General features: G+C 62.8%; 16 protein-coding genes. 13 read left to right on the top strand and 3 right to left on the bottom strand.

Features of this window, described 5'->3' with window-relative positions; genetic code table 11:
* Positions 1 to 4: 4 nt before the first annotated feature.
* The 7 genes from DTP52_RS07780 (at position 5) to DTP52_RS07750 (ending at position 9245) form a co-directional block, all read left to right on the top strand.
* Positions 5 to 1615 (top strand): glycosyltransferase, encoded by a 1611-nt coding sequence (locus tag DTP52_RS07780; protein WP_109752803.1) that lies wholly within the window; start codon positions 5 to 7, stop codon positions 1613 to 1615.
* Positions 1609 to 2901 (top strand): glycosyltransferase, encoded by a 1293-nt coding sequence (locus tag DTP52_RS07775; protein WP_109752802.1) that lies wholly within the window; start codon positions 1609 to 1611, stop codon positions 2899 to 2901. The genes DTP52_RS07780 and DTP52_RS07775 overlap by 7 nt, the downstream gene beginning before the upstream one ends.
* Positions 2898 to 3770, top strand: coding sequence for a bifunctional 2-polyprenyl-6-hydroxyphenol methylase/3-demethylubiquinol 3-O-methyltransferase UbiG (locus DTP52_RS07770; protein ID WP_109752801.1), 873 nt, complete (start codon positions 2898 to 2900; stop codon positions 3768 to 3770). The genes DTP52_RS07775 and DTP52_RS07770 overlap by 4 nt, the downstream gene beginning before the upstream one ends.
* Positions 3767 to 4921: an acyltransferase gene (locus tag DTP52_RS07765; protein WP_109752800.1), complete on the top strand. Its 1155-nt coding sequence runs from the start codon at positions 3767 to 3769 to the stop codon at positions 4919 to 4921. The genes DTP52_RS07770 and DTP52_RS07765 overlap by 4 nt, the downstream gene beginning before the upstream one ends.
* Positions 4915 to 5739 (top strand): class I SAM-dependent methyltransferase, encoded by an 825-nt coding sequence (locus tag DTP52_RS07760; RefSeq protein WP_109752799.1) that lies wholly within the window; start codon positions 4915 to 4917, stop codon positions 5737 to 5739. Before DTP52_RS07765 ends, DTP52_RS07760 begins: the two co-directional genes overlap by 7 nt.
* A gap of 175 nt (positions 5740 to 5914) precedes the next feature.
* Positions 5915 to 7108 (top strand): DUF3142 domain-containing protein, encoded by a 1194-nt coding sequence (locus tag DTP52_RS07755; protein WP_109752798.1) that lies wholly within the window; start codon positions 5915 to 5917, stop codon positions 7106 to 7108.
* The gene (locus DTP52_RS07750; RefSeq protein ID WP_109752797.1) at positions 7095 to 9245 is read left to right on the top strand and encodes a hypothetical protein; all 2151 of its coding nucleotides are present in this window, start codon (positions 7095 to 7097) and stop codon (positions 9243 to 9245) included. The genes DTP52_RS07755 and DTP52_RS07750 overlap by 14 nt, the downstream gene beginning before the upstream one ends.
* A gap of 182 nt (positions 9246 to 9427) precedes the next feature.
* Here DTP52_RS07750 and lpdA read toward each other — a convergent pair whose 3' ends face one another.
* On the bottom strand, positions 9428 to 10828 hold the full coding sequence (gene lpdA, locus DTP52_RS07740) for a dihydrolipoyl dehydrogenase (RefSeq protein ID WP_109752795.1): 1401 nt from the start codon (positions 10826 to 10828) through the stop codon (positions 9428 to 9430).
* A 219-nt stretch (positions 10829 to 11047) separates the two neighbouring features.
* Here lpdA and DTP52_RS07735 point away from each other — a divergent pair, with 219 nt between their 5' ends.
* The 5 genes from DTP52_RS07735 (at position 11048) to cfaB (ending at position 18383) form a co-directional block, all read left to right on the top strand.
* Positions 11048 to 13009, top strand: coding sequence for a protease modulator HflK (locus DTP52_RS07735; protein WP_109752794.1), 1962 nt, complete (start codon positions 11048 to 11050; stop codon positions 13007 to 13009).
* Complete coding sequence (gene hflC / locus DTP52_RS07730) at positions 13006 to 14046, top strand: protease modulator HflC (protein WP_109752793.1); 1041 nt, start codon at positions 13006 to 13008, stop codon at positions 14044 to 14046. Before DTP52_RS07735 ends, hflC begins: the two co-directional genes overlap by 4 nt.
* Complete coding sequence (gene hflK / locus DTP52_RS07725; RefSeq protein WP_109752792.1) at positions 14043 to 15095, top strand: protease modulator HflK; 1053 nt, start codon at positions 14043 to 14045, stop codon at positions 15093 to 15095. Before hflC ends, hflK begins: the two co-directional genes overlap by 4 nt.
* Positions 15092 to 17011, top strand: a complete 1920-nt coding sequence (locus tag DTP52_RS07720; protein WP_109752791.1) for a heavy metal translocating P-type ATPase — start codon at positions 15092 to 15094, stop codon at positions 17009 to 17011. Before hflK ends, DTP52_RS07720 begins: the two co-directional genes overlap by 4 nt.
* 184 nt (positions 17012 to 17195) lie before the next feature.
* Positions 17196 to 18383: a C17 cyclopropane fatty acid synthase CfaB gene (gene cfaB, locus DTP52_RS07715; RefSeq protein ID WP_109752790.1), complete on the top strand. Its 1188-nt coding sequence runs from the start codon at positions 17196 to 17198 to the stop codon at positions 18381 to 18383.
* On the opposite strand, the gene cls is transcribed toward cfaB, so the two are convergent.
* On the bottom strand, positions 18380 to 19819 hold the full coding sequence (cls, locus tag DTP52_RS07710) for a cardiolipin synthase (protein WP_109752789.1): 1440 nt from the start codon (positions 19817 to 19819) through the stop codon (positions 18380 to 18382). The two genes, cfaB and cls, sit on opposite strands and share 4 nt — an antisense overlap.
* A gap of 141 nt (positions 19820 to 19960) precedes the next feature.
* On the opposite strand from cls, the gene DTP52_RS07705 reads away from it, so the two are divergent.
* Complete coding sequence (locus DTP52_RS07705) at positions 19961 to 20482, top strand: DUF3617 domain-containing protein (RefSeq protein WP_053126737.1); 522 nt, start codon at positions 19961 to 19963, stop codon at positions 20480 to 20482.
* A gap of 65 nt (positions 20483 to 20547) precedes the next feature.
* Here the strand turns inward: DTP52_RS07705 and DTP52_RS07700 are convergent, their stop codons facing one another.
* Positions 20548 to 21423: a metal ABC transporter substrate-binding protein gene (locus tag DTP52_RS07700; protein ID WP_109752788.1), complete on the bottom strand. Its 876-nt coding sequence runs from the start codon at positions 21421 to 21423 to the stop codon at positions 20548 to 20550.
* Positions 21424 to 21429 lie beyond the last annotated feature (6 nt).

Genomic DNA, 21429 nt, shown 5'->3' with positions numbered 1-21429 from the left:
TGCCATGAATTTCATTCTTTACTCGGACGTAAACGATCACTCCATCAGCCAGAGCCTCGGTCGCCCTGAGTACAGCTATTACTTCGTGCTCAAGGCCTATCGTCCCGTGCTGGAAAGCCTGGGGCCGGTGCATGTGGTGTCGTCGGTCGCCGAGGTCGATCCGCTTTATCAAACGTTGCAGCAGGCTGGGCAGGACTGCTTGTTCCTGTCGTTTTCCCCTCCGCACAAGACGCCGCTCGACCTGCTTTGCCCGATGGTCTGCGTGGTGGCCTGGGAGTTCGATTCGATCCCGGCCGAGCACTGGGACGACGACCTGCGGCATGACTGGAGCCGCACGCTGGCTCGTCATGGCCGGGTAATTACCCTGTCCAGCCACACAGCCGAGGCGATCCGCCGGACCTTGGGCGAGGATTTCCCGGTACTGGTATTGCCCACGCCGCTGTGGGAGCGTTTCGCGGCGGTTCGTGAGCAACACCCGAGCTTGCCGATCAACCCGGGAACGACCTTGCAGATCAAGGGCTGCATCATCGACAGCCGGCCGCTCGGGCTGTCGGCTGACGGCTTGATCGCGCCGATCTTCGAAGAGACGCCTGAGCCAGAACCGGAACCAGAACCGATCATCGAACCGCCGCCCCTGACTTGGCGGCGGCGGGCATTCGTTTCCCGCCATTACCTGCGTGAAGTCATCCGTGCTTTTACCGGCAAGACCGAGCAGGGCCCCGTGTGGCTGTTCAAGCACAACCTGTTGTGCTGGTATCGCGAGGCGGTCCGCGACCTGGTACCGGTGCCGGTACGCGTTGCGATCAGCAGGATCCTGAGAGGGCCGGCCCCGCCGCCGGTGTTCGTCGAGGAGCCCACTCCCGAGCCCGCGCCACCGGAACATCCCCAGGCCATCCTGCCGGACACCAGCCAGGTGGTGGAGACCGACGTCAGCGGGGTGGTGTACGTCAGCGTGCTCAACCCCGATGACGGTCGCAAGAACTGGCATCACTTGATCACCGCCTTTTGTTGGGCCCTGCGCGACGTCGAGGACGCCACGCTGGTGCTGAAAATGACCCAGAACGACCTGTCGACCTACTACGTCGAGCTGCTGACGCTGCTGTCCCAACTGTCGCCGTTCAGTTGCCGGGTGGTGGTGATGCACGGTTACCTGGAAGACGAACAATTCGCGCGGCTGTATGGCGCCGCGAGTTTCTACGTCAATGCGTCCCGCTGCGAAGGCCTGTGCCTGCCGTTGATGGAGTTCATGTCCTGCGCCCGCCCGGTCATCGCACCGGACCACACGGCGATGCGCGATTACATCGACGCCGAGGTGGCCTTCATCGTCAAGTCCAGCCGCGAGCCGACCATCTGGCCGGAAGACTCGCGCATCTTGTATCGCACCCTGCGCCATCGGCCTGACTGGGGTTCATTGAAGCTCGCCTACCAGCAGAGCTACGCCATGGCCAAGCACCAACCGCAGGCCTATCAGGCCATGGCGGTTGCCGCGAACGAGCGGATGCGTCGCTATTGTGCGTTCACCCCGGTACAGCAGCGCCTGGCGGATTTCCTGGCTGCGCCGGGCTGTGACGAAAGGTTGCCGCTGGTGGTCCAGGCAGGTACCGCCTCATGCTGATCATCATTTATTCGGAAACCAACCAGAGCAACATCCTGGAAAACCTCGGCAAGCCCGAGTACAGCTATTACTTCGTGCTCAAGGAGTTTCGCCCGGTGCTGGAGCGGTTGGGGCGGGTCGTCGAAGTGACTCGGCCTGACGAAGAGGTCGATCAGCTGTACGCCGATTGCCTGGGGCGGGGCGAGGATTGCGTATTCCTGTCGTTTTCACCTCCTCATTGCACCGCCGCCCACTACGCCTGCCCGACGATTCCAGTGTTCGCCTGGGAGTTCAGCACCATTCCCACCGAAAGCTGGCAGGGCGAGCCCCGGCACGATTGGCGGGTGGTTTTGGGCGCAACCGGCATGGCGATTACCCATTCCAGTTTCACCGTCACGTCCGTTCGTGAGGTGATGGGCGTGGACTTCCCCATCGCCGCCATCGCGGCGCCGGTATGGGACCGCTTTGCCGCTCGCGGCGCGATGCTGGCCCAGCGGCCGACGGTGGATCACATGCGCCTGCAATTGCGTGGCCTGTTGATCGACAGCCGCACCACGGATCTGCGGCCTTATGGCCCGCCGGCGCACCAGGCCGGTACGCCGCTGGTGCTGGACGGTCCGGCCCAGGATTGCGAGTTGCTCCTGGACGGCGTGATCTATACCTCGGTGTTCAACCCTTACGACGGGCGCAAGAACTGGAAGGACATGATCAGCGCGTTTTGCACGACGTTCCGCGACGTTGCCGACGCAACCCTGGTGCTCAAGCTGACGCATCACGACGTCACAGCCGCGCTCGTCGACATGCTCCATCACGTCTACAAGAACCAGTCGTACCGCTGCCGCATCGTGCTGATACATGGCTACCTGGCGGATGCGGACTACGAGCGGCTGGTGGAAGCCACCCGGTATGTGGTCAACAGTTCCTATGGCGAAGGACAGTGCTTGCCGTTGATGGAGTTCATGTCTTGCGGCCGTCCGGCGATCGCGCCGCTGAACACGGCCATGGCCGACTACATCGACCACGATAACGCCTTCGTGGTGGATTCCACCGAGGAACTGACTGCCTGGCCCCACGACCCGCGTGCGGCGTACCGGACCCTGCGTTATGTCACCGATTGGGACTCGCTGTGTTCGGCCTACCGCGCCAGTTATGACGTGGCTAAAAACGACCCCGAGCGTTATCGCCGCATGTCGGCCCACGCCGTGCGCAGCCTGGAGAAGTTCTGCAGCCAGGCCAACGCCGAGCAGCGTTTGCGGGCGTTTTTCGAAGACCTGACTGAGCGGCGCCGGAACGCGCAGCAGCCATGATCCGGCGATGGCTGGCCGGGTTCAGACCCGCGGTGGAGCCTTCACCACTGCCGGCGGTGGCCGTTTCGCCCCGGGATGTTGGCCTCTACGACGCGATGCTGGATGGCTGGTTTCGCAGTGAAACCGGCGAATTGCTCAAGGGTTTTGCCATCACGGCCGCCGATACCTTGCTGGATGTCGGTTGCGGCGAAGGTGTGGCGACGCTGTTTGCGATGCGCCAGGGCGCGTCCGTGATCTTTACCGACAGCGAACAGGACAAGGTGCGCGACCTGGCCCGCCAGGTTGAGACCCAGGCCGTCGCGCCGTTCCTGGGCCTGGTCAGTAACAGCCTGCCGCTGCCCTTGGCCGATGGCTGCGCGAACAAGATCGTCTGCATGGAGGTGCTCGAGCATATCCATGAGCCAGAGCCGTTCATGGCCGAACTGGTGCGCATGGGCCGGCCAGGGGCGCAGTATTTGCTCAGCGTGCCGGCGTCGGTGGGCGAACATTTGCAGCAAGGCATCGCACCGCCGGGCTACTTTCGAGCGCCCAACCATGTGCAGATTTTCAGCGCCGAGCGATTCGCTGCGCTGGTGGAGGAGGCCGGGCTGGTGATCGAGCATCGCCAGGCCAGCGGGTTTTTCTGGGTCATGGGCATGATTTTCTTCTGGGCCAGCGAACAGGCGGCAGGCCGGGACCTCGAGGGTGCCGTGCGCGACCGTATCCAGGCACCGTATCCCGCGTTGATGGAGCGCTGGGCGAGCCTCTGGCAGGGCTTGTTGGCGCAGCCCGACGGCCTGGCGATCAAGCAGGTGCTGGACCGGTTCATGCCCAAGAGCCAGGTCATCATCGCGCGTAAACCCGATCCTTTCTCCGGGAGTACTTCATGAGCAGCAAGCGGATCATGGACATCGAGTTGCTGCGCGCCGTCGCGGTGATCGGCGTGTTGTTCCATCACCTGCAAGGCATGCCGTTTCCTGGTGGATGGCCGCGTCTGGCAGCCCTGGCCGAGAGTTTCCAGCTGTGGTGGGGCGTGGATCTGTTCTTCGCGATATCCGGGTTCGTCATCGGTCGCAGCCTGATCCCGCAATTGCGTCGCTGCGACAGCCCTCGGCAATTCTGGGCCGTCACCCGGGAGTTCTGGATTCGCCGGGCGTTTCGCCTGCTGCCGTCGGCCTGGCTCTGGCTACTGCTGGTGTTGTTCGCGGTGTTCTTCCTGAACCGCTCCGGCGCGTTTGGCTGCGTGCAGGCCAACCTGCAGGCGACCCTGGCCGGTTTCCTGCAATTCGCCAACCTGCGTTTTGCCGATGCGTTCATGCGGTATGAATACGGCGCGAGCTTCGTGTACTGGACGCTGTCGTTGGAAGAGCAGTTCTATTTGATCCTGCCGCTGCTGGTGTTCGTCTCGCGCCGCTATCTGGTGTGGGTGCTGCTGGCTGTGGTGCTGGTGCAGTTTTTCACCTGGCGGGCGCTGTGGTTGTCGGTGATTCGTACCGATGCCTTGGCGTTGGGGGTGTTGTTGTCGATCTGGAGCCTGCGGTCCAGCTATTGGCGCTTCGAGCCCACATGGTTGCGCCGCCCGCCCTTGGGGGTGTTGTTGGTACTGGCCCTGGGCAGCGTGATGGCCTGGATCGCGACCGAGCACTTCAATTTGTCGTTCTACCGGCTCGGGGTCATTGCTGTGCTCAGCGCCGTGCTGGTCTGGGTGGCCTCTTACGATCGGGATTACCTGTTGCCCCGCAGCCGATTGAAAACCGCGCTGACCTGGGTGGGCAGTCGTTCCTATGGGATCTACCTGATCCACATCCCGGTATTTTTTCTGCTGCGCGAGTTGTGGTTTCGTTTCGCGCCCTTGGGTTCGCCGGACCCGGCCAGCCATCCCTGGCTGGCCCTGGCTTGCGCCCTGTCGCTGATCGGGCTGTTGAGCGAACTCAACTACCGCTGGGTCGAAATGCCCATGCGCAATCGTGGCGCCCAACTGGTTGAACGCCTGTCCGCCGCCCGAACTGTCCTTCCTGTCTCTGGAGCCCCGTCATGCTGAGCCTTTTGAAGAAACTCACCACGGGCACGCCCGCGCCTGCCGAGCCGGTGGCCGACAAGGTCGATCCGTACATGCTCGGGCTGCACGATGCGATACTCAGCGGCTGGTTCAACCAGCAAACCGGCGAACTGTTCACCGGTTTCCCGGTGACGCCTGAAGACACGCTGCTGGACGTGGGCTGCGGCGATGGCGGCAACGTGCATTTTTGTGGGATGCGCGGGGCGAAGATCATCATCGCCGACATCGATGCGGCCAAGGTCGAAGCCACTCGCCAGCGCTTGAGCGACACTCCCGCGCGGGAAGTCGAGTGCCACGTGACCGACTGCAACCCGCTGCCGATTGCCGACGCCACGGCCACCCGGGTGGTGTCCACCGAAGTCATCGAGCATGTCGACGACCCGGCGCAGTTTCTCGCCGAGCTGGTACGGGTCGGCCAGCCCGGCGCGCTGTACCTGCTGAGCGTGCCGCACCCCAGTTCCGAAGACCTGCAAAAAGACATCGCCGCGCCGGAGTATTTCCGCAAACCCAACCACATTCGCATCATCAGCGAAGAGCAGTTCAAGGCGATGGTCAGCGACGCTGGACTGGAGGTGTTGAGCCACAGCCAATACGGTTTCTACTGGTCGATGTGGATGCTGTTGTTCTGGGAGGCCAAGGTGGATTTCAGCAACGCCGACCACCCGTTGCTCAATCATTGGGCCGACACCTGGCAAGCCGTGCTGAACTCGCCCCGTGGCGCGCAGATCAAGCAGGCGTTGGACGCGGTGGTGGCCAAGAGTCAGGTGATTATTGCGCGTAAGCCTGGTGGCCTTTCATAACACTCATTGTGGCAAGGGCGCTTACTGTGGCGAGGGAGCTTGCTCCCGCTGGGTTGCGAAGCGACCCCTTTTGGTGGGTGCTGCGCACCCAAGCGGGAGCAAGCTCCCTCGCCACAGAGTTTCTCTTCGACGCGGGTGGCGGTAATCTGCCGGGCTTTATGGGTGGTAAGGCTTCATGACGTTTCTTTTCCGGCTCTCCCTGGCCCTCGCCATGTTGCTTTTGGGGGGCTGCGAAAAGCCTCCAACCCCGGCCCTCGATCAACAGGTCTATATCTGGCAACGCCAATGGACGCCTGCCCATGAGTTGGCGCTGCGCCAAAGCCAGGGCGATTTTTCCGCGCTGCGGGTGCTGGCGTTGCAGGCTTTTCCCGGAGCGGGCTGGAGCCGTGCGCGGATCGATCCGGCGCTGCTCAAGGCTGACGGCCGTCCGCCGATCGCCGTGATTCGCCTGGACGGCCAGCTCAAGGCCTTGGATCAGGACGAGGTGATCGCGCAAATCCAGCAAGTGCTGAGTGATTGGCAAGCCCAGGGCTTGGCGCCGATAGGGATAGAGATCGACCACGATGCCGGCAATGCACGGTTGCCGGCCTATGGAAAGTTTCTCGGGCAACTGCGGCAAGTCCTGCCCGCCAATCTGCGGCTAAGCATCACGGCGCTGCCGGCCTGGCTCGACAGTCCAGCATTGCCGGGGCTGTTGGAAGCGGTGGACAGCAGTGTGTTGCAGGTCCACGCGGTGAGCGACCCACGGCAAGGACTGTTCGATCCGAAACAGGCCCGGCACTGGGCGCAACGCTGGGGCAAGGTCACCCAGAGGCCGTTTTATCTGGCCCTGCCGGCCTACGGCGTGGCGCTGCTGACCCAGGAGAGCGGCGTGCCGGTGGTGGAAAGCGAAGTGCCGATCGATCGCGGTGGCGAGCGGCGTGAGCTGCTGGCCGATCCGCAGCAAGTGGCCGGGCTTGCGGCGGATTTGCGGGCTGATCCGCCGCCACATCTCGCCGGGCTGATCTGGTTTCGCCTGCCCTTGGCCGGCGACCGACGGGCGTGGAGCCTGACCACACTCGGCGCCGTCGCCCGGGGCGATCATCTGGACAGTCGCCTGGCGTTGCAGTGGGGAGAGCAGGGCGGTTTGTACGATATTCGTCTGGTCAACCAGGGCAATCTCGACAGCCCCTGGCCCCAGCGTCTGACGCTCGCCGTGGGCGCGTGTGACGGCGTCGATGCCTTGGCCGGTTATACATTGCAACAAACCCCCGGACTGCTTACCTTCACCCGCATTCAGGAAGGCCGCTTGGCGGCCGGTAGCCAACGGGCAATCGGCTGGGCGCGCTGTACGAAAATCGACCAAGGAGGTTTCAATGTTTACCCGTAAGTGGCCTCGTCACCTGCTGTGCCTGAGCCTGTGCCTGCCGCTGGGCCCGGTGCTGGCCTGCGGGCCGGATTTCCCGATGCGCCTGCTGGATAACCGCGCCCAATCGCTGGCCGAATTGCCCGAAGGCAGCTTTCGCTTCGAGGTCAGTCGACTCGGCCAGGCGATTGCCGGGCTCAAGCCAGCCACCGAGGCGACGCGCAACCCGGATTACAGCTATGACGATCAGTCTTCCTACGTTGAACAACGCACCAAGGCCGAGCAGATTGGCCTGACCCCGCCGCAGCAAGCGGTGGTGGAGCGCCTGCGGGCCTTGACCGATGTAGACCAGGTGGCAGCCGAAGCGGCCAACCTGCCCGATGAGCTGCGTCTGTATGCCATTGGCGCGGCGGCTTTTAACATCGGTGAGCATCAGCGCGCCGTGGAAGCGTTCCAGCAGCTGCTGGCATTACCGGCCGACCAACGTCGGTTGCGCAGCACCTGGGCCGCGTACTCCCTGGGCCGGGCATTGTTCGCCGTGAGCACCGAGGCTGGCAGCGGTGACCCTGTGGTCTTGCAGGACCAGGCGCGAGCTGCGTTTCGCCAGGCCCGGGAAATGAGTATTGCCGGCTTCAGCGATCCGCTGGAGCTGGGCATCGCCAGCCTTGGCGAAGAAGCCCGGGTGGCCTACACCGCTGACGACTGGGACAGCGCTATCGGCCTGTACGCGACCCAGAACCTGCAAGGATCTGCGGTCGGCTACAGCTCGTTGCTGCAATTGGCTGGTGATTTGAGCGTCCAGCCCGATGAGCGCTTGAGCGAATTGCTCAAGACTAAGGCGGTGCAGCGGCTGGTCACCGCCTACTTGCTCAGCCGCGTCGGCTGGTGGGACGGAGAAGAACCCTCGGGCGAGAAAAGGCTCTTCGAGCTGTTGCAGGCCAACGCCCGGGACAACCTGGACGACTCCGACCGTTTGGCGGCGGTGAGTTACCAGCACGGCGATTACGCCAGCGCCCAGGCTTTTGTGCAAAAAGCCGCTGACACCGGCCTGGCCTGGTGGGTGCGGGCGAAGCTGGCATTGCGCGATGGCGACAAGGTGGCCGCAGCGGCGGCTTATGCCAAGGCGGCCCAGGCCTTTCCGAACGATGAATCCTGGGGGCCGCGGCGCACAGCGGATTGGAATTTCGAGTCGGTGCAGCCCAAGTGCCGGGTCGAAGGGGAAAGCGCGATCCTGGCCTTGCAGCGGGGTGATTACCTGCAAGCCTTCGATCAGCTCTATCGCGGCCAGAGCAACTATTGGTACGACGCGGCCGCAGTGGCCGAGCGTGTGCTCACGGTGGATGAGCTCAAGCAGTACGTCGACGCCCAAGTCCCGGCGCCACCGGCGTTGAGCCAGGAGGATCGGGACAACTACGTGCCGCTGCCGGTGGCCGCGAGCCTGCGCAATCTGCTGGGCCGTCGCTTGCTGAGGGAAGGGCGCTTCGATGAGGCACCGGCTTATTTCGATAACGCGGACCTGCAGAACAAGGCCCGTGCCTATGGGCAATTGCGCCAGGATGCCGAGTCCAAATGGTGGCCAACCCGGCGGGCCGAGGCGTATTTCCATGCGTCCCGGATGGCTCGCGAGTGGGGCATGGAACTGCTTGGCTATGAGATGGCGCCGGATTACGCCAGCCTGGGAGGCAACTACAGCCTGGAACCGGTCGAGCTGAGCGTCGGACCGCTGGTGGCCGAAGGCGAAGTCCAACGCCAGCAAGCCAGCGCGGCGCAGCCGGATGTGCGTTATCACTATCGCTTTGTCGCCACGGCGCTGGCCAGCCAGGCTGCGGATCATTTGCCGCATACCAGCCAGGCGTTTGCGGCGGTGCTGTGCAAAGCGGTGGGGTACAACTCCAGCCTCGAAGAGCAAAGCGCGTTGTATCAACGCTATGTGAAGGAAGGTCCCTATGTGGATTGGGCCGGGGATTTCGGTCATCAATGCCAGGAGCCGGACTTCGGCAAAGCGAACAAACGCTACGTGACCCAGGCCCTGGACCCGATTCGTTCGGCGCTGCGACCTTACAAGGTTTGGCTGGAAGTGGGCGGGGCCGTGCTGGTGGTGGCAGTGGCGTTGGGATTGATCAGTCGGCGCCGGCGCAAGGCGCGGATGGCGGCCAGCTAAGCTAACGGCCAGCCGAACACAGCCTGTGGCGAGGGAGCTTGCTCCCGCTGGGTGGCGCAGCCGCCCCAAATGGGCTGACGCGATTTTCAGGCAAATCGCATCAGCCGGTTCTACGACGGCTTCGCCGCCGAGCGGGAGCAAGCTCCCTCGCCACAGGTGTTCATTCCCGCTTTGCGTCGTCCCTACATCTGCGTCGCCATCCCCTCCACATTCATCGCCGCCTGGCGCAATGCCTCCGAGCGGGTCGGGTGTGGGTGGCAGGTCAGGGCGATGTCCTCGGCCGAGGCACTGAACTCCATGGCCACGCAGTATTCACCGATCATCTCACTGACGCTCGGACCCACCAGGTGCACGCCCAGGACTTCATCGGTACGTTCATCGGCCAGGACTTTGGCGAACCCTTCGGTCTCGTGGTTGATCTTGGCCCGGCTGTTGGCCGTGAATGGAAACTTGCCGACCTTGTAGGCGCGGCCTTCGGCCTTGAGCTGTTCCTCGGTCTTGCCGACGCTGGCCAGTTCCGGACGGGTGTAGATGACGCTGGGAATCAGCGCGTAGTTGACCTCGGCGGCCTTGCCGGCGATCTGTTCGATGCAGGCCATGGCTTCGTCCTCGGCCTTGTGGGCCAGCATCGGTCCGGACGTCACATCGCCGATCACCCAGACACCCGGTGCTTCGGTGCGGTGATGCTGGTTGGCGAGCATGCCGCGCTGGTCAGGGCTCAGCCCGACGTTCTCCAGCCCCAGCCCTTGCGTGTAAGGCCGTCGACCGATGGCGACCAGCACGTAATCGGCGTCCAGGGTCTGTGATTCGCCGCCCGCCGCCGGTTCAATGTGCAATTGCACGCGGTCGGCCGAAGCAGCGGCGCCCGTGACCTTGGAACTCAGCTTGAACTGGATGCCTTGTTTACCTAAGGCGCGCTGCAAGGTCTTGCCGGCCTCGCCATCCACCCCCGGGCAGATGCGGTCGAGATATTCCACCACGGTGACCTGGGCACCCAGGCGTCGCCAGACCGAGCCCAGTTCGAGGCCGATGACGCCGGCGCCGATCACCACCAGATGCCGGGGCACCTCACTCAGGGACAAGGCGCCGGTGGAGTCGAGGATGCGCTGGTTATCGATTGTCACGCCTGGCAGGGGCATGGGCTCCGAGCCGGTGGCGATGACGATGTCCTTGGCGCTGAGTTCGGTCTTGGTGCCGTCGTCGCTGGTGACGGTCACTTTGCCCGGCCCATCGATGTGGCCCCAACCTTTGATCCAGTCGACCTTGTTCTTGCGAAACAGAAATTCGATGCCCTTGGTCAGGCCCGCCACGCTTTCGTCCTTCTGCTTCATCATTTGCGCAAGGTTGAGGGTGGGGCTGACTTCAATGCCCAGGTTGGCGAACTCCGCTCCTGTGGCGGCCTCGTACAGTTCCGAGGCGTGCAGCAATGCCTTGGAGGGCATGCAGCCGACGTTCAGGCAGGTGCCGCCGAGGGTGGCTCGGCCTTCGACACAGGCGGCTTTCAACCCTAGCTGCCCGGCCCGAATTGCCGCGTTATACCCTCCGGGTCCGCCACCTAGAATGACCACATCGTAATTGCCCATCGCTGTTCTCCCGCTTGGCCTGATAAAAAATTATGCTCGTAATATGAGCGTTTCCAGAGATTTCGGTCAAGGCTTAAGTCAAGAGGTCGGCGCGGACCTTGTCATGAAGAATTCAAAACGGAAATTTCACAGGAACCGTTATAAGGTAACGGCATATAACGGAGTGTCGGTGGCATCTGTCACGGGCCGGATTTTGATCGCCACGAGTGCTGGGGTGGTATGCAAGTCGATCTTGATGTCGAAGGGGCACAGGTGGCCGAATGGCCGCGTTTTCAGCGAGCGTCGTTCCAAGGGCGCCGCTTGAAGCAAATCGCCTTCGCCCTGGGAAGCGTGGCGGGTTTGGGCCTGGTGCTGGCATTTTTTATCGGGGTGTTTTCACCGCAATCGCTATGGCCGGCTCTGCTGGTCAGCCAAGCGGCGGGACTCTTGGTGTTGGTAGCAGGTTTGCAATCGGCCTGGTGGGTGTCGCAATGGCGTAGCAGGGCGCTGTTGCCGGTTGTGGATAACTTGCCTGCGCAAAGCGAGCCTGTTGATAACTTGGGTTGGTATGAGCGACTGCTGGAGCGAATCGGCGCGCGCTGGGTCGGCCTGCTCAAGCAAATCGGTGCGCCTGCGTTGTGGCTGGCCGGTTGGGCAGTGCTGGTGTTGCTGAGCCTGGAGCAAGCCTGGAACTTGACGCTGCCCGCTGCCGCCCTCGGTGTCTCGGCCAGTGTGGGGGCGGTGCTGTCGTTGCTGTTGGCGTTCGGATTACTGGTGTTCGAGCGGCAATTGGCCCAGCAATCCCCCGTGGAATGGCCGGAAGCGCCGCCGTTGGCGCAACTGACGCGAGTGGCGATCATCGTGCTGGTGCTTGGCGCCTTGTGCCTGTTGTTCGCCGCAGAAACGTCCATCTGGCCGATGCGCCTGGCGGTGTCGATGGGGCTGTTGCCGGGGCTGGTGGCGGCAGAGTTGTTGCTGCGCGCCGTGCTGTCGTTATTCATCCCGCGCCGGGACGCCCTGGAACCGTCGCTGTTGGGCCGAAGTGTCATCGCCGATCTGCTGCGTTGGCCACCGCAACCGTTGCTCGCTTTGCAACATGAACTGCACAACCGTTTTGGCATCGACCTGCGCCAGATCTGGGCCTTCAGTTATATGCGCCGGGCTTTTTTTCCAGTGTTGGCGCTGGTGGCGTTGGTGGGCTGGTTGTTGACGGGCGTGCACGAAGTGCCACTGCAGGGGCGTGGCATCTATGAGCGTTTTGGTAAACCGGTGGAGGTCTTCGGCCCGGGTTTGCATGTTGCGTTGCCTTGGCCGTGGGGCAGGGTGCTCAACGTCGAGAATGGCGTTGTGCATGAACTGGCGACCAGTGTCGTCGATAGTCGGGCGGTTGCCGAGGCTGAACCGGCGGAGGGGCCGGCTCCGGCAATTGCCAATCGGCTGTGGGACGCCAGCCATGTGAACGACAAGTCCCAGGTCATTGCCAGCCGCCGTGCCGACCAGCAGAGCTTCCAGATCGTCAACATGGATGTGCGCTTTGTCTATCGCATCGGCCTGACTGACGCCGCAGCACTGGCGGCGACCTACAACAGCGCCGATGTGCCGACGCTGATCCGCAGTACCGCCAGCCGCATCCTGGTGCATGAGTTCGCTTCACGCACGCTGGACGGTTTGCTGGGCGCGGACCGTGTCAGCCTGGCCGACGAAATCGGTCGCGCCGTCCAGGCGGACTTGCAAGCGCTCGATAGCGGTGTGGAAATCCTCGCGACGGTCGTGGAGGCGATTCATCCGCCGGCCGGTGCGGCCAATGCCTACCACGGCGTGCAGGCGGCGCAGATCGGCGCTCAGGCGCTGATTGCCCGAGAGCGTGGCGCGGCGGCGGAACAGACCAACCAGGCACAACTACAAGCCAGCATCGCCCATGACCAGGCTAATGCCACTGCTCGGGAAATCAACGCGACCGCCCAGGCCGCCGACTTGCGTTTCAACGCTGATCGCAAAGCCTACGCCACGGCGGGGCACGCTTTTGTGCTGGAACATTATTTGAGCCAACTCAGCCAGGGCCTTGGCAAAGCCCAGTTGCTGATTCTCGATCACCGCCTGGGCGGCAGCGGCAACGCGCCGACTATCGACTTGCGAACCTTCACGCTGCCGGCAGACCCCGCGTCGCCGCGTAACCCTGTCCAGCCAGGAGCTGCCCATTGAGCCAGTCCTCTTCACACGGTCACCACGACCACGCCGGTCACGATCACGGTCATGCCGGTCATCATCATGGACATCATCACCACCATCATGGCGATCCGCAGCAAACCGGTCCGTTCCCCTGGCGGCGGATGGGCTGGGCGGTGCTGCTGGTGGCGTTTGCCGTGGCGGCTGCGAGCCTGGTGCAGGTGCGCTCGGGGGAGGCCACCGTCATCACCCGTTTCGGCAACCCGGCACGGGTGCTGCTGCAACCCGGTCTCGGTTGGCGCTTGCCGGCGCCGTTCGAAGCGGCGATCCCGGTGGACCTGCGATTACGCACCACCTCCAGTGGCCTGCAGGATGTCGGTACCCGTGATGGGCTGCGGATAATCGTCCAGGCGTACGTGGCTTGGCAGGTGCAGGGCGACCCCGACAACGTGCAGCGTTTCATGCGCGCAGTGCAAAACCAACCAGACGAAGCTGCGCGGCAGATCCGCACTTTCGTCGGCTCGGCGCTGGAAACCACGGCCGCCAGTTTTGACTTGGCGAACCTGGTCAACACCGATGCCAGCCAGGTGCGCATCGCCGATTTCGAAGCGCAGTTGCGTCAACAGATCGATCAACAATTGCTTACCACTTATGGCGTGCGGGTATTGCAAGTTGGCATCGAGCGCCTGACTTTGCCCTCGGTGACGCTGACGGCGACGGTGGATCGCATGCGGGCCGAGCGCGAGACCATCGCCACCGAACGCACTGCCATCGGCAAGCGCGAAGCGGCGCAGATTCGCTCCGCCGCAGAACGTGATGCGCGAGTCGTGCAGGCTGACGCTACCGTGAAGGCTGCCGATATCGAAGCGCAGTCGCGGGTAGAAGCGGCCGAAATTTATGGCCGGGCCTACGCTGGCTCTCCACAGCTCTACAACCTGCTACGTTCGCTGGACACCTTGGGCACCATTGTCAGCCCAGGCACGAAATTGATTTTGCGCACCGATGCCGCGCCATTCCGTGTCCTGGTGGATGGTCCTGTTTCCGTGGAAGGCAAAGGTGGAACACAACCATGAGTTTGGTTCCACGTGGAACAAACGAGTTATCCAGCCCGTGGATTCAAGCCGGGCGCCTGGCGTTTCTGGCGCTTTACGCCGTCACGGTGCTGGCCGCATTGGCCTGGGTCTTTTCCAACGTGCGGCAGATCGATCCGCAGAATCGCGCGGTGGTGCTGCACTTTGGTGCCTTGGATCGAATCCAGAATGCCGGCCTCTTGTTGGCGTGGCCGCGTCCTGTGGAACAGGTGATCCTGCTGCCAGCGGCGGATCGAGTGCTTGAGCGGCGAGTGGAAAATCTGCTGCGCTCGGATGCGGCCCTGCAGGCCGACCGGGTGGCCAGTTTCGCCACGCCGGTCAGCGATGCGTTGGCCGGCTCTGGTTATTTATTGACCGGCGATGCCGGTGTGGTGCAGTTGGATGTGCGGGTGTTCTACAAGGTCACCGACCCTTACGCCTTCGTCTTGCAAGGTGAACATGTCCTGCCGGCCCTGGACCGGCTGGCGACCCGCAGTGCCGTGGCTCTGACCGCGGCCCGGGACCTGGACACCATCCTGGTGGCGCGCCCCGAACTGATGGGCAGCGACAACCAGGCTGCCGAGCGTCGCGAACGCTTGCGGGGTGATCTGGTGCAGGGTCTTAACCGACGCCTGGCTGACCTGGCGGCGACAGGGCAGGGGCTGGGCATCGAAGTGGTGCGGGTCGATGTGCAATCGAGTCTGCCCGGGCCGGCGGTGAGTGCGTTCAACGCGGTGCTGACCGCTAGCCAGCAGGCCGACAAAGCCGTGGCCAACGCCCGGACTGAAGCGGAAAAACTTACTCAGTCCGCCCGTCAGGACGCCGACCGCGCCGTGCAAGTCGCCCATGCCCAGGCCAGCGAGCGCCTCGCCAAGGCTTCGGCCGATACGGCCACGGTACTCGGCCTGGCGAAGACCCAAGGCAGCGATCCGCAAATGCTGCTGCGCCTGTATCGCGAACGCATACCGGCCATCCTTCGCCAGGCCGGTTCAGTGACCACGGTCGATCCGAAAGACGATTCCCGCCTGATCATCCAGGGAGCCGGCCAATGACCGCTCAAACCCCTGCGGTACCGATGTTGTCCTCGACCGAACAGCGCGTCGCCGCTCGGCAATTGACCTTGGCGATGCTCGCCCTCGGCCTGCTCGCATTGGGCCTGGTATGGCGCGCCTGGTCGCCGGAGCAGAGCGGTGTCAGCCAACTGTTGTTGGGTTTTGCCTCGCTGCTGGTGGCGGTGCCGGTGATGCGTTCGGCCTGGTACAGCTTGCGATACCCGAGCCTGCACGGGATCACTGACCAACTCATCGCCCTGGCGATGCTCGGTGCCTGGGCCACCGGCGATCTGCTGACGGCGGCATTGTTGCCGATCATCATGATCTTCGGCCATGTGCTGGAAGAGCGCAGTGTCATCGGTTCCCAGGAGGCGATCCATGCCCTGGGTCAACTGACCCGCAGCCAAGGTCGCAAGGTGCAAGCCGACGGTTCCATCATTGATGTCGACAACGCGACGCTTCGAGCCGGCGATATTGTGGAGGTGCGTGCCGGCGACCGGGTGCCGGCCGATGGCCGGGTGTTGTCCGGCCAGGCCAGCCTCGACACTGCGCCCATCACGGGTGAGTCGGTGCCGTTGGAGGCTGTGGTCGGCACTGAAGTCTTCGGTGGCGCGATCAACCTCGATGGCCTGCTGCGCCTGGAGGTGACCCGTACCGGTGAAGAATCCACCCTGGGCAAAGTCATCGCCCTGATGCAAAACGCTGAACGCTCCAAGCCACCCATCACACGCTTGTTGGAGCGTTACGCCGGCAGTTACCTGGTATTGGTGCTGCTGCTGGCGGCGGTGACCTGGTTCGTGACCAACGATGCCCAGGCGATGCTGGCGGTATTGGTAGCTGCCTGTCCTTGTGCGTTGGTGCTGTCGGCGCCGGCCACCGCCATTGCCGGAATCGCGGTGGCGGCGCGCCACGGGATCCTGATCCGCAGCTCGGCCTTCCTGGAAGAGCTGGCGGACCTGACCTCGTTGGTGGTCGACAAGACCGGTACCTTGACCTACGGCGTGCTGCGCCTGCAATCCATTGAACAGGCCCAGGATGCTCACGCACCGTTGCTGCTACCGTTGGCCGCCAGCCTCGGTTCGGCCAGCAGCCATCCGGTCAGTCGCGCGTTGGCAGGGTTGGTGGAACAGGAAAACTGCCTGCCGCTGACGGATATCCATGAGCGCCAAGGGCTGGGTGTGGTCGCCATGACCGCGCAGGGTGAAGCGGCGCTTGGTCGGCCAGAATTGTTTGCACAGCTGGGGATTCAAACATCAGCGGTCCCTGAACACGACGGTCCGATTGCCGGCCTGGCCCTGGACGGGCAATTTCTCGCCTGGCTGTTGTTGGCCGACAGCGTCAAGCCGGAGGCACGGGTTGCCATGGCCGAGCTGCGCGAGCTGGGTCTGGGGCGTCAGTTGCTGTTGACCGGCGACCGCCAGAGCGTGGCCACGACCCTGGCGCGGGATGTCGGTATCGGCGATCTGCAAGCCCAGGCTTTGCCGGAAGACAAACTCAAACGGGTCATGGCCGAAATCGACCATGGTTTCCGCCCTATGGTGGTGGGCGATGGCATCAACGATTCCCTGGCGCTCAAGGCCGGGGTGGTGGGCGTCGCAATGGGCGCGGGCGGTGCGGACATCGCCCTGGCATCGGCAGACATCGTACTGATCGGCAGCGACCTGCGGCGCCTCGGCACTTGCGTGCGATTGAGTCGCCAATGCCGGCGCACGTTGCAGGTCAACGTGATCATCGGCCTGGGCTGGACGCTGGCAATTGTCGCCTTTGCCGCCTTCGGCTGGCTCGGCGCGGCGGGGGCGATGATCGCTGCGTTGCTGCACAATCTCAGTACCCTGCTAGTGTTAGGTAATGCGGGGCGATTGTTGCGGTTCCAGGAGCCACTGCTGAAAATCCAGGCGAAGGGAACCGTTGGATAACGCTCGGCGAACTGTGCATCACCCTTGCAGTCTCTGTTGGAGAGGGCGTACCCATACTGGCCGTACCCGGCACAAGGAGTGAATTTGGGACAGTGATAGAGAAAGGCTATAAATTCGATAGCCTGCTATTTTTCTATGATGGTCTACCCTCATTTCAGACGTCTGGAAAAAGGGGGGATTACTCATGCTCGCGCAACTTCCACCGGCCTTACAGAATCTGCATTTGCCGCTTCGGCTGCGGCTCTGGGACGGCCATGAATTTACCCTGGGTGCCGATCCCAGTGTCACGATCGTGGTCAAGGACCCACAAATGGTCGCGCAATTTACTCATCCCAGCCTGGACGCGCTGGGAGCGGCGTTCGTTGAGGGCAAACTGGAGCTCGAAGGTCCGATCCACGAAGTCATTCGGGTCTGCGATGAGTTGAGCCAGGCATTGGTCGAGGACGATCCCGACAACCAGCCGGTGCGCTCGGTCCACGACAAGGAAGCCGACGCCAAGGCGATCTCCTACCACTACGATCTTTCCAACGCGTTTTATCAGCTATGGCTCGACAGCGACATGGCCTATTCCTGTGCCTATTTCGAGACGGGCAGCGAAACCCTCGAACAGGCCCAGCAAGCCAAGTTCCGCCACCTGTGTCGCAAGCTGCGACTGCAACCGGGTGACTACCTGCTGGATGTCGGTTGCGGATGGGGCGGCCTGGCGCGTTACGCCGCGCGGGAGTTCGGTGCCAAGGTCTTCGGCATTACCCTGAGCAAGGCGCAGCTGACGCTGGCCCGGGAACGGGTCAAGGCCGAAGGCCTGGAGGACCAGGTCGAGTTGCAACTGCTGGATTACCGCGATCTGCCCCAGGACGGCCGCTTCGACAAAGTGGTCAGCGTGGGTATGTTCGAACATGTCGGCCACGCCAACCTCGAGCAGTACTGCAAGACGCTGTTCGGCGCCGTGCGCGAGGGGGGACTGGTGATGAACCATGGCATCACCGCCAAGCACACCGACGGGCGTCCGGTCGGGCGCGGCGCGGGCGAGTTCATTGAGAAGTACGTATTCCCCAACGGCGAGCTGCCGCACCTGTCGATGATTTCCGCCCACATCAGCGAAGCGGGACTGGAGATCGTCGACGTGGAAAGCCTGCGCCTGCACTACGCGCGTACCCTCGATCACTGGAGTGAGCGCCTGGAAGACAACCTCGAAGCCGCGTCGAAGGAAGTACCGGAACAGGCACTGCGGATCTGGCGCTTGTACCTGGCCGGCTGTGCCTACGCGTTCGCCAAGGGCTGGATCAATCTGCACCAGATCCTGGCGGTGAAGGCCCACGCTGACGGTAGCCACGAATTACCCTGGACCCGCGACGACATCTACGCGCCTTAAAGTATCGGGGAAATAAGCCGGGCGACCCGCATGCCGACTTTCTGAAGGCGATGGGTTTCCCGGCTTTCCTGTATGTCGATTTCCTGGGCCTGGGCGAAGTCCTGCTCAAGCATTTGCTCGACCTCGGTGGCGAACGGAATGTCCACGGTGAGCAGCATGACTTCGAAGTTCAAGCGGAACGAACGGTTGTCCAGGTTCGCGCTGCCGATGGCGCTGATTTCCCGGTCGATCAGCACAACTTTCTGATGCAGGAAGCCCGGCGCATAACGGAACATACGCACCCCGGCCCGCACCGCTTCAAACGCATACAGGCTGGACGCGGCGTAGACGACTTTGTGGTCGGGTCGCGAGGGCAGCAGGATGCGCACGTCGACCCCGCGCAGTACCGCCAGGCGTAAGGCCGCGAATACCGCCTCGTCAGGGATGAAGTAGGGCGTCGTGATCCACACGCGTTCGCTGGCTGCGTGAATGGCCTCGACGAAAAACAGTGAGCAGGTTTCGTAGGCATCGGCCGGGCCGCTGGCCAGCAACTGGCAAAGCACCCCGTCGTCTGGATAGCTGTCGGGCAGGATCAACGGTGGCAGCGAACGGGCCGCCCAGAACCAGTCTTCAGCGAAGGATTCTTGCATGCTGGCCACCACCGGCCCGCGCACTTGCACATGGGTGTCGCGCCACGGCGCCAGGGGCGGTTTCTGGCCCATGTATTCGTCGCCCACGTTGTGTCCGCCGACAAACCCCAGCACACCGTCCACTACCACGATCTTGCGGTGGTTGCGAAAGTTGACCTGGAACCGGTTGAGCCAGCCGCTGCGGGTGGCGAATGCTTTTACATGGACCCCACCGTCGCGCAAGGCCTGTACATAGCGGTGGGGCAGGGAGTGGCTGCCGATGCGGTCATAGAGCAAATACACAGCCACGCCTTCGGCGGCTTTCTTCAAGAGCAGGGTTTGCAGGCGTTGGCCGAGACGGTCGTCATGGATGATGAAAAACTGAATCAGCACGGCCTGTCGAGCCTGCTCGATGGCCTGGAAAATTGCCTCGAACGTGGCAGGGCCATTGATCAGCAAACGCACCTGGTTATTCGCCAGGCACGGTGTGCGTCCCAGTTTTGGCATGGCCCGTAACGAGGCGTAGGCCTGGGAGGCGCGGGCGGTCAGGGCTTCTTCGACCCAGGGACGCCAGTTCAGCTCGGAGATTGCCCTGCGCATCTCTTCGTTGGCTTGGCGGCGAGCCTTGATGTAACCATCGAACGTGCTGCGGCCAAACACCAGATAAGGAATCAACGTCAGATAGGGAATGAACGTCAGCGACAGGGCCCAGGCAATCGAGCCTTGGGCCGTGCGCACCGTCAGGACGGCGTGGACGGCGGCGATGGAACCCAGGGTGTGAAGCAGCGCGATCAAGTAACCGAAAACATGCGGGCCAAAATAATCCATGGGGCAGCCTTGCTCCGGAAGTTTCAATGCTTAACAGACCATGTTCCATGGCGAATGTCGCTATTTAATTCACTCGTCCCGAGCCTGAACCGAAGCCTGTGGGCGGCGTCTAACGGCCACTTGTCCTCTGGAGTTTATGCAATGAATGTTCGTCTGCTGGGTGTGGCCTTGGCAATTGGTTTGTCGGTTCCGATGGCGGCTCAGGCGCAGATGCTCCAGCCGGGTTTGTGGGAACTGACCACCAGCAACATGAAGGTCGATAACCAGAACCTGCCGGATCTGCAACTGATCCTCGGCCAGCTGCAAACCCAGATGACCCCGGAGCAACGGGCGATGCTGGAAAAACAGGGCATCACCATGGGCGGTAAAGGCATTCGTGTCTGCCTGACCCCGGCGCAGGTACAAACCAATGACATCCCGCTGCAAGACCCGCAATCGGGGTGCAAGCAGCAGATCACCGAGCGCACCGGCAATCAGTGGAAGTTTCGCTTCAGTTGCCCGAAAGCCCAGGGTAACGGGGTAGCGACGTTCCAGAGCGATCGTGAATTCACCACAAAGGTCAACGGCACTTTCAATGCCACCGGCATCCAGCAGAACGGTAGCCTCGACACGCGCGCGGTGTGGCTGGGGCAGGATTGCGGGACGGTCAAGCCGAGGGCTTGAACCTCGTTTGAAGTAATCGCGTGGGGCAACCTGTGGGAGCAAATCTTGCTCCCACAAATGCCTGATCAAGGCCGACTCAATGCCTCATACAACGTGTTGAGGTTGTATTCGAAAAGGCCGGTGAAGGTGCTGGCCGGTCCGCTGGCTGCGAGGGCGTCGGAGTACAGCGTACCGCCGATGTGGGCGCCGCTCTCGTCGGCGATCTGCTTGAGCAAGCGCGCATCCTTGATGTTTTCCATGAACACCGCTTTGACCTTCGCTTGACGGATCTGGGTAATCAGCGCCGCGACTTCTGCCGCCGAAGGTTCACGTTCCGTGGACAATCCCTGGGGGGCCATGAACTCAATGCCATAGGCCTGGCCCAGGTAACCGAAGGCATCGTGGGAGGTCACGATCTTGCGATTACCGGCCGGCAATGTGCCGAGCTTGGCCTTGGCTTCGGCGAGCAGGGCGTAGATTTTCTTCAGGTACGCCTGGCTGTTGCGCTCGTAGTCAGCCTTGTTGGCCGGGTCTGCAGCTTCCAATGCCTTGGTGATGTTGCTGACATACAGCTCGGCGTTCGCCAGGTTGTGCCACGCATGCGGGTCGGGGACGGTCTCGCCATCCTCATCCAGTGACCGCGGGATTACGCCGCGGCTGGCGCTAATCACCGGCGCGCTGGTTTCGGTGCTGGTCACCAGGCGATCCAGCCACGGCTCGAAGCCCAGTCCATTCTTGATGATCAGTTTTGCCTTGAGCAATGCCTTGGCGTCGTCTGGCGTCGATTCGTAGGTGTGTGCATCGGCGTCCGGCCCGACCATGTTGGTGATTTGGATATGCTCACCGCCGACCTGTCGGGTCATGTCGGCGAGGATGCTGAAGCTGGTCACCACCTGGAGCTTTTCGGCGGCGGACGCGGACATGGACAGCATCAGACTGATTAGCACGAGCAGAACGCGCATCGGGAA

Origin of the sequence: Pseudomonas sp. 43mfcvi1.1, assembly GCF_900115935.1 — a bacterium.
Lineage (GTDB): Bacteria > Pseudomonadota > Gammaproteobacteria > Pseudomonadales > Pseudomonadaceae > Aquipseudomonas > Aquipseudomonas bijieensis.
Note: the sequence above shows the minus strand (reverse complement) of the source record. Positions and strands in the feature narration are given on the sequence as shown.